We start from the raw sequence: 14107 nt of genomic DNA, 5'->3' as shown, positions 1-14107 counted from the left end.
CGGCCAAAATCATCCATTTTCCTGCCCAACGAGAATGGATGGTTCTGCAATTTTGACAGATAAATTGAATACGATTACGCGCCATGTCGATTTAACCAATTTGCTCTGGAAGGTAATTGCTATCGGCCAGATCACTAAAGCGTGTGAAATCAGATTGAAAGGCAAGGGGCACGATTCCTGTCGGCCCATGGCGCTGTTTTGCAATAATAACGTCAGCTTTTCCAAAAGCTTTATCCATTATTTCTTGCCATTTCGTATGTTCCAAGCTACCTAGTTTTGGTTCTTCATTTTTGAGATAATATTCTTCGCGATAGACAAACAGAACGATGTCGGCATCTTGCTCAATTGAACCAGATTCACGTAAATCTGAAAGCTGTGGGCGTTTATCTGTTCTATTTTCTACTTGACGTGAAAGTTGAGAGAGAGCGATAATAGGAATATTCAATTCTTTCGCTAATGCTTTTAATCCTGTGGTAATTTCTGTGATCTCTTGAACACGATTTTCTGATGAACGCTTTGAACTGCTTGTCATGAGTTGGATATAGTCAATAAACAAGATATCTAAACCATGTTGCCGCTTGAGACGCCGCGCACGAGCGGCTAATTGCGTAATTGATATTCCACCAGTTTGATCAATATAAAGGGGTGCCTTTTGTAGTTGGTTCACCGCACGAATAATTTTTGAAAATTGTTCATCTGAAATATTACCACGCCGAATATCAGAAGAAGAGACTTCTGTTTGTTCAGAAATAATACGGGTTGCAAGCTGTTCGGATGACATCTCAAGTGAGAAGAATCCCACAATGCCGCCTTCATTTTCTTGGATATTGGCATTACGATTATAAGCATTAGCAATATTAAAGGCAATATTGGTAGCCAGTGAGGTTTTACCCATACCAGGGCGGCCCGCAAGGATAATTAAGTCAGATGCTTGTAATCCTCCCATTTTTTCATCAAGTGTTTTAATATGGGTGGCTATCCCTGATAATTGTGAAGAGCGCTTTTTCGCAGCACTTGCCATATCGATAGCTTTTTTAATGGCCTCATTAAAATTTTCAAATCCACCTCCATATTTCCCTTTTTCTGCTAGCTCAAATAACTGATTTTCAACAGTTTCAATTTGTTGGGTAGGCGTGAGTTCTACAGGAGCATCAAAGGCTGTATTGACAACTTGAGTTCCAAGGTTAATCAAAGATCGTCGGATAAAGAGATCGTAAATGACGCGTCCATAATCTTCAGCGTTAATAATAGTGACTGCCTCTGTGGCTAAGCGAACAACATATTGGTATACAGTAATATCTCCAATTTTCTCTTCCATTTGGATATAGGGTTTGATTGTAACTGGATCTACACGTTTTCCTATTTTAATAAGGTGAGATAAAACATGATAAATTTTTTGATGCAATGGTTCAAAAAAATGTTCTGGTTTTAGAAAATCTGAAACGCGGTCAAGAGAATCATTGTTGATAAAGATGGCACCAAGCAATGCCTGTTCAGCTTCAATATTATGCGGAAGTTGCCGAAAAGAAGGAGAATCCTCTTTCTTTGAAGAGCTGACATTAACAACGTTAGTTTCTTCCATAATATTTTTCCACTAAAATTCTAAGTCTAGCTACTTTAGGTGATAAATTGAAAATCGTATAATTAAAAGAATAGAGCTACAAATCTTCATTTTAAGTTAAAATTATATAATTTTTTAAAACTCTCTTTCGTTCCTCATTTATCATTTGTGTATTATTTATATAATGTCTATCTATTTTATTTTATAATATGTGATTTTAAAGTGGAAGTTTTTCTACTCTAAATTTAAGTATTTTTAAGTTACTTAACCTTAAAATTCCAATATCTGTTTAAGTAGAATTATTTTTGTTTTATATGCTGGAAAACAAAAGACATTTCCTCTTAGTGATATTATCATTCTCGGCATGTAATTTTTAAATAGTATATTTCTAATTCTTTCATAAAAATTAGGTTCTTTATGTACGATAGCCATAAAATACTCACTTTTAAAGTGTGAGTATTTTATGAGCGATATTTAAAATGGAATAAAAAATATAAAACAGAAAGAAAAAATAGCAATTAAGCTTCTTGATGAGAACTGTTTATATCGTTGTCATTAATTTCTTCTGCCAATAATTCTTCCTGACTTTCTTCTAATAATTCTTCTTGAATATTATATATTTCTTTAGCCGAAGTGAGAGTTTCACCTTCTGCTTGGCGTTGTGCTTCACTGGTAGAACGCGCAACGTTAATAATCACAGAAATTTGAACTTCTGGATGTAAACTAAGAGTGATAGTGTGAAGACCGATCATTTTTATTGGATGATTAAGTTCGATTTGATTTCTTCCAATAGAAAAGCCTTCATCTGTTATGATTTCAGCAATATCACGTGTTGACACAGAACCATAAAGTTGTCCCGTTTCACCAGCAGAACGAACAACAATGAATGATTGTCCATCAAGTTTTTCAGCAATTTTTTGCGCTTCGCTTTTGCGTTCAAGATTACGTGCTTCAAGTTGTGCACGTTGTACCTCAAAATGTTTTTTATTAGCTTCATTTGCGCGTAAAGCTTTACCTTGAGGCAAGAGAAAATTACGCGCATAACCATCTTTAACTGAGACAATATCACCCATCTGACCAAGACGAGGAATGCGCTCAAGTAAAATAATATCCATAGTTTTTCCTTTCGAACAAATAAATTTAGTGGAGTTTTTTGCGTGATTGAAAATTGTATTGAATAGCAGCCCAAATTCCCATCAAAAGCATCATGAAAACAATAGGTGGAGTAAAAACGACTGTTAAAATAGCAATATAAACAAGAGAAAGTATAATAATCCGACCGTTTACCCCTTTTGTAATATTGTGAAGATATGCTAGACCGCTAATTAATATGATGACAGTGTATGCAGTACTAAAGACAAGTGTACTCAAGTTAAGAGAAGCGCTCAACTCAACCATCGATGCTATGCAAACAATAATAAAAATAATAATTCCAGAAATTGGAAGGCGGAGAGTTTGGCTCCAATCATCACGGGGTCTTTTCAGCCATTTCATATGTTGTGCTGCTATCATGGAAAAGTAAAGGTTACCAATGAGAAAAACCAAACTATAAATAGTCAAAGAAAAAGCAGTAAAAGTTGCTGTATGCGTCATTAAAAGCTCATTAAAAGCGCGTATATCGGCTTCCTTTATTGACTGTGTTTGTTGCAGAGTTTGTGCTATGTTTTCGGTGATTTTTTTTGCAACGATGGGTGTGGAAGGACGTGTTTGAACATAGAGCCCAATGAAAGTTGCTATAAGAGCGATAAAATTAGTTAAATGAAAAATAACCGATGATAATGGATACCACATCAGTTCGTTTTCTTTTTGCGCTGGTCGTGCAAGCCCAAGAAGCCAAGAAGCATAGACAGCAGGAAGGAAAAATAAGAACATAAAGCCAAAAGCAATATAGGTATTAGTGGTTATGATAAGAACAACAGTGGCACTTATGAGGGCGATGAGACTGGCTAATGTTCCTTGACCGAACGCAACAATAAAAATTGGCAATGAAAGAAAGCAGCCAAGAAGAAGAGAAAAAAAGGGCGCGATATTTGCAACACTGATGATTGCCATTCCTATCACAACAGCAAATAATCCTGCCAAAATACCGGTTAATATCTCATAAGTACGATTTTTTTTCATTTATTGCTGTCCTGCTTTCTGCAGTTAGAGGCGTGTCAATACCCCAACTTTGACATTTAATAGCTTAACATAGGATACAACAAGCTATTTTTTAACCATATAAGAAAAGCAACTGGATAAACTCTCCAGTTGCATAGCGTATTGATCGCTTACTTTATAACGTACGGAAGTAAGCCTAAAAAGCGAGCACGTTTGATAGCGTTAGCTAATTCACGCTGTCTTTTTTGACTAACAGCTGTAATCCGTGAAGGAACAATTTTTCCACGTTCAGAGATATAACGTTGTAACAATTTGATATCTTTATAATCAATTTTCGGTGCATTAACTCCTGAAAAAGGACATGTTTTGCGACGGCGATGAAAGGGGCGACGTGCAGAGTTTTGATTAGTATCAGTCATCATTCTACCCCTTCTATAGCATTTTCACGTTGACGACGCGGGGAACGAGAACGCTCCTCATCATGACCAATGTGGCTATTGCGATCAAGATGTGAGAGCATAGCAGATTTTTCTTTTTCATGTTTTTCTACACGAATGGTCATGTAACGCAAAACATCCTCATTGATGCGCATCTGACGCTCCATTTCAGCAATTGCTGTAGCTGGTGCATCAATATTGACCAATACATAATAAGCCTTACGGTTTTTTCGAATACGGTAAGCAAGAGGACGAAGTCCCCAATTTTCTACACGCCCAACTTTTCCACCCTGCGCTTCAATGACACCTTTGTAGAGACTCAAAAGTTCATCAACTTGTTGTGGTGCAATGTCTTGTCGAGCAAGGAACATATGTTCATAAAGAGCCATTGTTTTGCCTTTCTTCAATTAAATTCCACCGGTTTTAGCGCAAAGCCTCTGCGACTTGTCTTTTTTGGAAATCCAAAGAAGAAAGGACGCGTTTACAATTCGAGACATCTCAGAGCGGAGACACGGGAGGTCGGAAACATTGTATTTCCTACTGATTTCACAGCCCTCCGTTCAACCTCCAGCTAAAGTACCGGCAACGAACACTCCATATCTACAGGTTATCTTTAAAAATAGCAAGTTTACGCACATAAAAAAATTGATTTATTAAATCTTGATATATTTTCAATATATTTCCCTCTTCTACAAAGAGATAGTTCTGTAACACTATAAAAATAAGGAGAGAAAAATGGACTTTTTAAACCAGATTGATGTTTCACTCTTTGAAATGTTTGTCGGCAATCATCAATCTTGGTCGATTTTAGTTTTGTTTAGCATTTTTTGTGCAAAGTTTTTAATTTACATCATTCCTATTCATCTTTTTGCGTTGTGGTTTTGTGGTAGAGAAAGGGAACGATGTGTCGTGCTAAGCACTTGCATGAGCATTTGTACTTCTCTTTTCATAGGCTATCTCATTTCTCTTTTTTACTTTCATCCACGCCCATTCGTTGTAGGGCTGACAACACCCCTGATTCAACATCGTGCAACAGCTTCTTTTCCTAGTAATCATGCCTTGACCATTGCATCTTATACAGCTAACTTTTATTTTTACCGATACAAAGTGACTTTTAGATTTGCTGTGGTGTTTTTATTCTTAATCTGTTGGGCGCGCATCTTTGTGGGTGTACATTACCCTTTTGATATTTTAGCAGGTATAGTTTTAGGAAGTCTTATAAGTTTGAGTGTTATTCAGTTTATAGCACCATATTTTCCTAAGTTTTTATATCAAATTCCACCCTTAAAATATAATTTTAAGTGTGGTATTCGTTTTAAATAAAGGGCTTTATCTTGATTTGTGCGGATGAATAAGGTCAAAAGAAAATAATTTAATTGTACAGTTTTAGGAGTTGATAAATGGGTGCAGCTTTTGTTTTTCCAGGGCAGGGGAGTCAACTTGTTGGTATGGGGAAAGCGCTTGCAGAGCAATTTGTTGCGGCGCGGATGGTTTTCGAGGAAGTTGATGATGCTTTGGGTGAGAAATTATCAAAGATCATTTTTGAAGGACCAGCAAATGTTTTAACGTTAACAGCAAATGCACAACCGGCATTAATGGCTGTATCTATGGCTGTCATTCGTGTGATGAAACAATTAGGGCTTCGTATAGAAGAAAAGGTAAGATTTGTTGCTGGCCATTCTTTAGGCGAATATTCGGCTCTTTGTGCTGCTGGTACATTTACTCTCACAGATACGGCAAGACTTTTGCGTATTCGTGGCAATGCTATGCAGGCTGCTGTTGCGGTTGGTGAAGGTTCTATGGCTGCATTGATTGGTTTGGAAGAGCACATTGTGGAAGAAATTTGCGAAACTGTTTCTGGAGAAGGACTATGTCAGATTGCTAATGATAATGGTGGTGGGCAAATTGTTATTTCCGGTAAAGCAAAAGCAGTTGAGGCAGCGGTAGAGATTGCATCAATAAAAGGTGCAAAACGTGCACTTCTTCTTCCTGTTTCTGCACCTTTTCATTCATCTTTAATGCAACCTGCTGCTGATGCCATGAAGAAAGCACTTTTGACTGTTAACAAAATGTCCCCTATTGTTCCTTTGATTGCCAATGTTTCTGTTGCACCTGAGAGCAATCCAGAGCGTATTACTACTCTTCTTGTCCAACAAGTGACTGGGAGGGTGCGATGGCGTGAAACAATAGAATGGATCGCTGCGAATGGGGTTGATACGCTTTTTGAAGTTGGTTCTGGAAAAGTATTAACAGGTTTAACGCGTCGTATTAACAAAGATATAAAGGGGGTAACAATTGGAACAGTTGATGAAATAGAATCAGCGCTAGGCATGCTTGGCGTTTAATCTATAAGGAGTTAAAAAATGTTTAGATTAACAGGGCGTAAAGCTCTTGTAACGGGGGCTTCGGGAGAAATTGGTGAGGCAATTGCACGCTGCTTTCATGCACAAGGAGCCATTGTTGGACTTCATGGAACACGTGAAGAAAAGCTCAGAGAAGTGGCGGCAGAATTAGGGCAGAATGTTTTTGTATTTCCCGCTAATCTTTCTGAACGCCAATCGATTAAACAATTGGCTGAAGTTGCAGAGAGAAAAATGGATGGCGTCGATATTTTGGTTAACAATGCGGGAATCACTAGAGATGGTCTTTTTGTGCGTATGCAAGATAAAGACTGGGATGATGTTTTAGAAGTTAACCTAACAGCTGCTTCTCTTTTGACGCGTGAATTAATACATTCTATGATGCGCCGCCGTTATGGAAGAATTATTAACATTACATCTGTTGTTGGTGTTGTGGGAAATCCTGGACAAACAAATTACTGTGCTGCAAAAGCAGGCTTGATAGGTTTTTCTAAAGCATTGGCACAAGAAATTGCTTCGCGAAATATCACTGTCAATTGTATTGCTCCAGGATTTATTAAATCTGCAATGACAGACAAGCTTAATGAAAAGCAAAAAGAAGCCATTATGGCTGCGATTCCAATGAAGCGTATGGGAAGTGGGCAAGAAATAGCCACTGCTGCTGTTTATTTAGCAAGCGATGAAGCAGCCTATACGACAGGTCAAACACTCCATATCAATGGTGGAATGGCAATGATATGAGTATTTATTTTATTCCACATTGATTTATGAATTGTATTATTTTAGATAGTAACGATTGAAATGGATAGATGCATCTATTTCTTTAATATGGTCGTTAATCAATTGATGTCGGAATGTCAGATTGGTTCATTTTGTAGGGGATATCCACAGGATGTTTTAAATCATTACTAAAATCTTTTAAAGTAATGCATCTATTGCTTGATTAGATGAACCGATATAGTTAACCAAATTATAGGAAATATAAATTCGAGGATTTCAACATGAGTGATACAGTAGAGCGCGTTAAGAAAATTATCGTGGAACATCTTGGGGTTAATGCTGATAAAGTTGTAGAAAATGCAAGCTTTATCGATGATCTAGGGGCTGATAGCCTTGATACGGTTGAACTCGTTATGGCTTTTGAAGAAGAGTTTGGGGTAGAAATTCCAGATGAAGCTGCTGAAACGATTTTCACCGTTGGTGATGCAGTCAAGTTCATTGATAAAGCTTCTGCGTGATTACTAAAGGGCAAAGGCATAAATTGCTTTTGCCTATATTCTTCGGAGTTCTTTTGAAAAGAGAGCTTTGAGAGGTGAAGTTTAGTTCAAGGTTAGAAGTTATGAGACGTGTTGTTGTTACTGGTTTAGGATTGGTATCTCCATTAGCTGGTAATATTGAATATAGTTGGAAACGACTTCTTGAAGGAAGAAGTGGTGTCCGACGTATCACTGAATTTGATGTATCAGATTTGCCATGCCAGATTGCTGCGCGTATCCCCTTAGGGGATGGAACAGAGGGGACCTATAATGCTGATTTGTATATGGAACCTAAGGAGCAACGTAAAGTTGATGCATTTATTGTTTATGCAATGGCTGCTGCTAACCAAGCGCTTGCAGATGCCGAATGGTTTCCTAAGAGTGATGAAGATCAGATTTGTACAGGTGTGTTAATTGGTTCGGGAATTGGGGGAGTTGAGGGCATTGTTGAAGCTGGTTATACGCTTCGTGATAAGGGCCCACGTCGTGTTTCTCCCTTTTTTATTCCAGGTCGTTTGATTAATCTTGCTTCTGGTTATGTGTCTATTCAATATGGTTTACGGGGGCCTAATCATTCTGTTGTAACGGCTTGTTCGACAGGGGCGCATGCGATTGGTGATGCGGCACGTTTGATTATGTTTGGTGATGCAGATGTCATGGTGGCAGGGGGGACTGAATCTCCGATAAATCGGATATCTCTTGCAGGTTTTGCAGCTTGTAGAGCTCTTTCTACTTGTCGCAATGATGATCCTGAACGGGCGTCACGTCCTTATGATACTGATCGTGATGGTTTTGTGATGGGGGAAGGAGCAGCTGTTGTTGTTTTAGAAGAGCTGGAACATGCCAAAAAACGAGGGGCGCGTATTTATGCTGAGATTATTGGCTATGGTTTATCTGGTGACGCTTACCACATTACAGCACCTTCAGAAAGTGGTGAAGGGGCTCAGCGTAGTATGATAGCTGCTCTTAAGCGTGCACAAGTGAATGTGAGTGAACTTGATTATATTAATGCTCATGGTACATCTACGATGGCTGATTCCATAGAGCTAGCGGCTGTTGAGCGTGTTTTAGGGAGTTATGCACCACAAGTTTCTATGTCATCAACGAAATCATCTATCGGGCATTTACTTGGTGCAGCCGGTGCTGCTGAGGCTATTTTTTCTATTTTAGCTATACGGGATAATATAGCCCCAGCGACACTGAATCTTGACAATCCATCGATTGAAACAAAAATCGACCTTGTACCACACAAACCGCGTGAACGAAAGATTGATACGATTCTTTCTAATTCTTTTGGATTTGGTGGGACAAATGCATCGTTGGTGATACAACGTTTTAGAGGATAATAAGTATTTTTATTTAATTTCTTCTTTTGAGTTTTCTACTTTATTATAAGGTGAATGAGAAATTATAATATTATCCTTAATCGCTATGAGGGGTTATGTCCGATGTGAAAAATGGAAAACCATTAAAGGACGTAAGTGATTCCTCTTCGAATCATTTAGCAGATAGTTATGACATGTTAATACATAAAAAACGAAAGAAATCATCTATCGTCCGTAATCCATTGGTTGTTCTCGGTAATTTTTTTCTTATGCTGATTGTGATTATTCTTTTTGGCATAAGTATTCCTCTTTATATTGGAAAAAGTATTTTTGAAGAAAAGGGAAAAATTGAGGAAGAACAAATTGTTCTTATCCATCCTGGTACCGGAATTCGTGAAATTGCTTCATTGCTAGAAAAACGTGGTTTCATTCGATCATCAGATATCTTTGTTTATGGGGTTGGTTATCACCAAAAAACAACGCATCTGAAGGCTGGTGAATATTTAATTCCAGCTCATGCTTCGATGCAGGATATTATGGATATTCTTGTGAAAGGAAAATCTATAGAGTATACATTTACAGTACCTGAAGGTTTAACGGTTCAGCAAGTTTTCGATCGATTAGCTGCGAATGAAATTTTGATTGGAGACCTTCCAAAAATTTTGCCTCCAGAAGGCTGTTTAATGACGGATACTGTTCGTTTTATTCGGGGGACAACGCGTAAAGAGATTGTAAACAGATTGCGTGAAGGACAGACAAAATTAATTCATGCTATATGGGCTACGCGTTCACCTGATTTACCTATTAAATCAATTGATGAATTTGTTATATTAGCCTCAATTGTTGAGAAAGAAACGGGAATTGCAGCAGAAAGACCAATGGTTGCTGCGGTATTTTATAACCGCCTTACAAAGCATATGCGTCTTCAATCGGATCCAACAGTAATTTATGGTCTCTTCGGAGGAAAAGGAAAACCATCCGGTCGTGCGATTTATCGTTCAGATCTTGAGAAGGAAACACCATATAATACTTATAAAATTAATGGTTTGCCTCCAACGGCTATTGCAAATCCAGGTCGAGATTCTTTGAAAGCGGTAGCACATCCACCAAGCAGTGATGCACTTTATTTTGTTGCTGATGGTTCAGGAGGGCATGTCTTTTCTCGAACTTTAGAAGAACATAATATGAATGTTCGCAAGTGGCGAGAATTAAAGGCAAGACATTAAATTTATAATAATAACGTATCTGTTTGCATCGTAAAATGAAAATCCAAAGTATAGTAAAATTTTTTTATAAGAATTATAAAAATCATTTTCTTGTATGCTACAAGAGAGCTTAGCGTATGGATAAAAATATTTAAGAAAGAAATAAATATACTGCTAATAAATTATTTTAATGGAAGAACAGGATAACATTGAGATCTAGCTGCTAAAGCAAATACCATTGGTTGGGAGAAATATTGAGGTAATGTATTATTTAAATTTTGAAGAAAAATTTATAAACAAAGTAGAGTGGTGTGATGACAGCCTTTGAAAGTAAATTCAATGCCATAAAAACAAATCAACGCCGCGGTTTTTTATTTATTCTCTCTTCACCTTCAGGCGCTGGTAAATCAACAATTTCTCGATTACTTCTAAAAGAGGGACAATTAGAGCTTTCCGTAAGTATGACCACAAGGAAAAGGCGTCCTAGTGAAGTAGATGGGCTGCATTATTACTTTATTTCAAAGGAAGAGTTTGAATATAAGCGTGATAGGGATGAATTTATTGAGTGGGCAGAAGTTCACGGGAATTATTATGGCACTTTACGTGAAACTGTTGAAAAAGCATTGAATACCGGCCGTGATATGCTATTTGATATTGATTATCAGGGTACTAAGCAGCTGCAAAAAAAAATGCTAGGAGACACTGTATCTGTTTTTATTCTTCCACCATCAATGAAAGAGCTTGTTTCGCGTTTACATCGTCGAGCCGAAGATAGTCAAGATATCATCAATTTACGATTGGAAAATGCACGAACGGAATTAAAGCATTGGCATTCTTATGATTATGTTGTGATTAACGAAGATTTAGATCAATCTTTATCTTTTATTAAGTCGATTTATTTAGCTGAAACCAAAAAACGCGAGCGCTGTTCTTATCTTGCCTCTTTTGTTGATGGGCTTATTGCTGAAAAGATCGATAAATGCCTTTATTAAAAAAGAATGCAAAACAAAAAGTGCATTTTTTAGAGCACTAGATGCGCTAAAGTTACAAATTCAGAAACCGAGAGTGTTTCAGCACGGCGTCTTCCATCAATTCCAGCTTTTTCTAACAGCTCTTCACCTCCAAGTGTTTTGAGATTTTGACGAAGCATTTTTCGTCTTTGTCCAAAAGCAGTTTTTGTAATGAGGCTTAGTTTTTGTGCAGAGCAGGCAAGAGGGCGGGGGCGCGGAATAATATGAACAACGGAAGAGGTTACTTTAGGCGCTGGTATAAAGGCTTGAGGTGGAACATCAAAAGCAATTTTAGCAACGGTACGCCAGCCAGCTAAAACACTAAGGCGTCCATAGTGAGCAGAGTGAGGTTGAGCCGTAATCCGTTTGGCAACTTCACGTTGGAACATCAATGTCATTGACTCATAAAAAGGAGGCCATGGTTCAGACAAAAGCCAATTTAATAAGAGTTGTGTTCCAATATTATAGGGAAGGTTTGCAATAATGCGTGGTTTTTCTAGGCTTGTTTCAAAGAGTTTTGAGAAATTTTGCTTCAGAGCATCATTACAAATAAGTTTTAATTTTTGAGGATAGTGTTTTTCTATTTCTAAGAGAGCCGGTATACAACGCTCATCGCGTTCTATTGCTATTACAATGGCGCCCTTTGCCAGCAAGGCACGTGTGAGACCTCCAGGACCAGGCCCAACTTCAATAACAGGTTTTCCTTCTATATTTCCTGCTTGATGAGCAATTTTAGAGGTTAAATTAAGATCAAAAAGAAAATTTTGCCCCAAAGATTTATGTGCTTGTAATCCATATATATCAATAACCTCACGCAGAGGAGGAAGATTATCTATTGGCATGGGTTCAAACTATTTTTTGCAAGTTGATTTGCAAGTTTAAGAGCAGCAATAAAGCTTTCGGGAGAGGCTATCCCTTTATCAGCAATGTCAAAAGCAGTCCCGTGATCTGGAGACGTACGAATAAAAGGTAAACCTAATGTAACATTAACGGTGGTATCAAAGTCTAATGTTTTAACAGGGATAAGGGCTTGATCATGATACATACAAATGGCAACGTCATATGCCTTTCTTGCGCATTCATGGAACATTGTGTCGGCAGGCAGCGGGCCTGCAATATTGAGTCCTTTCTTTTTAAGATATTCAATAGCAGGAGTGATAACTTCAATATCTTCTTTTCCCATTGCACCTCCTTCTCCAGCATGAGGATTAAGACCAGCAACAGCTAGTCGGGGTGATGTTATTTTAAACCGTGTTTTTAAGTCACATTCAGTAATAAGTACCGTTTGAATAATTAAATCACGGGTAAGCTGTGAAGGAACATCTTTGAATGGAATATGAACAGTAATTGGTACCGTTTTTAATCGAGGTCCTGCTAACATCATAACGGGATGATAACATTTATGAAAAGCTTTATATGCCAAATCGGCTAAAAATTCTGTATGACCTGGAAATTGAAAACCAGCATCATAAAGATTTTTTTTTGCAATAGGACAAGTGATTAGTGCACATGCATGGCCACTTTGAATCAATTGAACACTGCGTTTAATCGCTTCAATGATTCCAGCAGCATTATTCGATGAAGGTATACCTAATTGATCACTTTGTTTGTTTTTTAACGGTATGATAGGAAGAGCGTTTTGAAAATTTTTTGTAGGATTATTGATTAAAACAGATTGCACCTCAACATCAATCTGTAAAAAACGAGCGCGCGAACGAATAACATCTGGATCAGCAAGAAGTACAAAAGGTGGAATTTTATGCGTAACACGCAAATTCCACGCTTTTAGTACTATTTCAGGACCAATTCCGGCAGGATCTCCACCGCTAACAACAAGAATAGCCATTATGAATTTTGAATACGCGCCACTCGGCGCAGTTCTTCTAAATATTTGTCGCTTAATTCTTCAAGTTTTTGCGGGCTTCTTTTTTTACTATCTTGAAGAGAAAAGATCAGCCGAGCGACATAATCATCAGAAACTCTCTTTATTTTGCAGACAGCAATTGCTTCGATTCCATCAGATGTTTCTTGTAATTTTGTCATTTTTCCAGCAGGTGTTGCAAGAATAGCTTGTTCCCATGCACTGGGGAGTTGGGGCTCCAGAAACTTTCCTAAGTGACGGATAGTAACGTCTAAAATACCTTTTGCTTGATTGTGAGCATTTGCACATCCACGGAAATGTGCGCGAAAATTACTTGCTTCTCTTTGACGTCTTTCAAAGATTTCTGAACGACGATGTGCTGGAATGACAAAAACAATTCTCTGTAATGTATATTCGTTGGTTGAAGGTTTTACACCACCATTTTTTAATATTCTGCGTACAGCTTCTTGTTCGCTAATCATACCTGTTTCAGATTGATAGCGTGCGCTAACAAGACGTCCCCATCCTATTTGTCCACGGATGTAATCTTTAAAGTGTTGCACAGTGATATCAGTTTGGATCAGAATCTGGTTGAGCTGATCAATCGTCATATTATTTTGTGTTGCAAAATTCTCAAAAGCTTTATCAACTTCATCATTGCTTACTTCAATATTAAGACGTTTTATTTCAATATTTTTTAGCTTTTCGTCAACAAGCTCTTTTTTAGCCTGTGCCACCAAATTGCCTTGCTTTTGTTGCAGTCTCAGAAAAGCAAGGCGCCTTTGTATATCATAATTTGTGATGGGGTTGCCATTAACTGTAACAACAATAGAAGTCTGCGCAAAGACTGTCGGAATCAAAAATCCATTTATTAACAGGCTACTTACGCTCAAAGACGCAATATAAAATAAAGCAAGAAAACGCTTTTTCAATTTATTCATATAAATAGGCTTTCGCATTGTTTATTAATTCTCATCAACAACTTAAAATAC

Annotated in this window: 15 protein-coding genes; 7 read left to right on the top strand and 8 right to left on the bottom strand. The window is 37.7% G+C overall.

Translation table 11 applies throughout. The features are described from left to right. Positions 1 to 91 precede the first annotated feature (91 nt). From ACFINA_RS01560 to rpsF, 5 genes are all read right to left on the bottom strand, one after another. Complete coding sequence (locus tag ACFINA_RS01560) at positions 92 to 1582, bottom strand: replicative DNA helicase (protein WP_375610161.1); 1491 nt, start codon at positions 1580 to 1582, stop codon at positions 92 to 94. A 497-nt stretch (positions 1583 to 2079) separates the two neighbouring features. Further along, complete coding sequence (gene rplI, locus ACFINA_RS01555) at positions 2080 to 2676, bottom strand: 50S ribosomal protein L9 (protein WP_273791080.1); 597 nt, start codon at positions 2674 to 2676, stop codon at positions 2080 to 2082. A 25-nt stretch (positions 2677 to 2701) separates the two neighbouring features. Beyond that, positions 2702 to 3682 (bottom strand): hypothetical protein, encoded by a 981-nt coding sequence (locus tag ACFINA_RS01550; protein ID WP_375614393.1) that lies wholly within the window; start codon positions 3680 to 3682, stop codon positions 2702 to 2704. A 149-nt stretch (positions 3683 to 3831) separates the two neighbouring features. Next, positions 3832 to 4080, bottom strand: a complete 249-nt coding sequence (rpsR, locus tag ACFINA_RS01545; RefSeq protein WP_375606469.1) for a 30S ribosomal protein S18 — start codon at positions 4078 to 4080, stop codon at positions 3832 to 3834. Beyond that, a complete protein-coding gene (rpsF, locus tag ACFINA_RS01540) occupies positions 4080 to 4487 on the bottom strand; it encodes a 30S ribosomal protein S6 (RefSeq protein ID WP_375606290.1) in 408 nt (135 codons plus the stop codon). The genes rpsR and rpsF overlap by 1 nt, the downstream gene beginning before the upstream one ends. A gap of 346 nt (positions 4488 to 4833) precedes the next feature. Here rpsF and ACFINA_RS01535 point away from each other — a divergent pair, with 346 nt between their 5' ends. From ACFINA_RS01535 to gmk, 7 genes are all read left to right on the top strand, one after another. Then, complete coding sequence (locus ACFINA_RS01535) at positions 4834 to 5421, top strand: undecaprenyl-diphosphatase (RefSeq protein WP_375614392.1); 588 nt, start codon at positions 4834 to 4836, stop codon at positions 5419 to 5421. 77 nt (positions 5422 to 5498) lie between these two features. Further along, positions 5499 to 6443 carry an ACP S-malonyltransferase gene (fabD, locus tag ACFINA_RS01530; protein WP_375614391.1) on the top strand — a complete coding sequence of 315 codons (945 nt, stop codon included), beginning with the start codon at positions 5499 to 5501 and terminating at the stop codon, positions 6441 to 6443. 18 nt (positions 6444 to 6461) lie between these two features. Further along, the gene (fabG, locus tag ACFINA_RS01525; protein WP_375614390.1) at positions 6462 to 7199 is read left to right on the top strand and encodes a 3-oxoacyl-[acyl-carrier-protein] reductase; all 738 of its coding nucleotides are present in this window, start codon (positions 6462 to 6464) and stop codon (positions 7197 to 7199) included. A 260-nt stretch (positions 7200 to 7459) separates the two neighbouring features. Continuing rightward, positions 7460 to 7696, top strand: coding sequence for an acyl carrier protein (locus tag ACFINA_RS01520; RefSeq protein ID WP_004860281.1), 237 nt, complete (start codon positions 7460 to 7462; stop codon positions 7694 to 7696). Between the two features lie 101 nt (positions 7697 to 7797). Next, positions 7798 to 9060, top strand: a complete 1263-nt coding sequence (fabF, locus tag ACFINA_RS01515; protein ID WP_375610164.1) for a beta-ketoacyl-ACP synthase II — start codon at positions 7798 to 7800, stop codon at positions 9058 to 9060. A 95-nt stretch (positions 9061 to 9155) separates the two neighbouring features. Then, positions 9156 to 10265: an endolytic transglycosylase MltG gene (mltG, locus tag ACFINA_RS01510; protein WP_375606286.1), complete on the top strand. Its 1110-nt coding sequence runs from the start codon at positions 9156 to 9158 to the stop codon at positions 10263 to 10265. 293 nt (positions 10266 to 10558) lie between these two features. Next, the gene (gene gmk, locus ACFINA_RS01505) at positions 10559 to 11236 is read left to right on the top strand and encodes a guanylate kinase (RefSeq protein WP_375606285.1); all 678 of its coding nucleotides are present in this window, start codon (positions 10559 to 10561) and stop codon (positions 11234 to 11236) included. 29 nt (positions 11237 to 11265) lie between these two features. Here the strand turns inward: gmk and rsmA are convergent, their stop codons facing one another. Genes rsmA through ACFINA_RS01490 form a run of 3 tightly spaced genes read right to left on the bottom strand, consistent with a single transcriptional unit; the run spans position 11266 to position 14056 of the window. Then, entirely contained in the window at positions 11266 to 12096 is an 831-nt protein-coding gene (gene rsmA, locus ACFINA_RS01500; protein ID WP_375614964.1) for a 16S rRNA (adenine(1518)-N(6)/adenine(1519)-N(6))-dimethyltransferase RsmA, read from the bottom strand. Beyond that, positions 12087 to 13100 carry a 4-hydroxythreonine-4-phosphate dehydrogenase PdxA gene (gene pdxA / locus ACFINA_RS01495; RefSeq protein ID WP_375614963.1) on the bottom strand — a complete coding sequence of 338 codons (1014 nt, stop codon included), beginning with the start codon at positions 13098 to 13100 and terminating at the stop codon, positions 12087 to 12089. Before pdxA ends, rsmA begins: the two co-directional genes overlap by 10 nt. Beyond that, positions 13100 to 14056, bottom strand: coding sequence for a SurA N-terminal domain-containing protein (locus ACFINA_RS01490; RefSeq protein WP_375606282.1), 957 nt, complete (start codon positions 14054 to 14056; stop codon positions 13100 to 13102). The genes pdxA and ACFINA_RS01490 overlap by 1 nt, the downstream gene beginning before the upstream one ends. Positions 14057 to 14107: the final 51 nt, after the last annotated feature.

Origin of the sequence: Bartonella sp. AC10YNML (assembly GCF_042196825.1) — a bacterium.
In the GTDB taxonomy this organism is placed as follows: Bacteria; Pseudomonadota; Alphaproteobacteria; order Rhizobiales; family Rhizobiaceae; genus Bartonella.
This window is presented reverse-complemented; position numbering and strand designations above follow the sequence as displayed.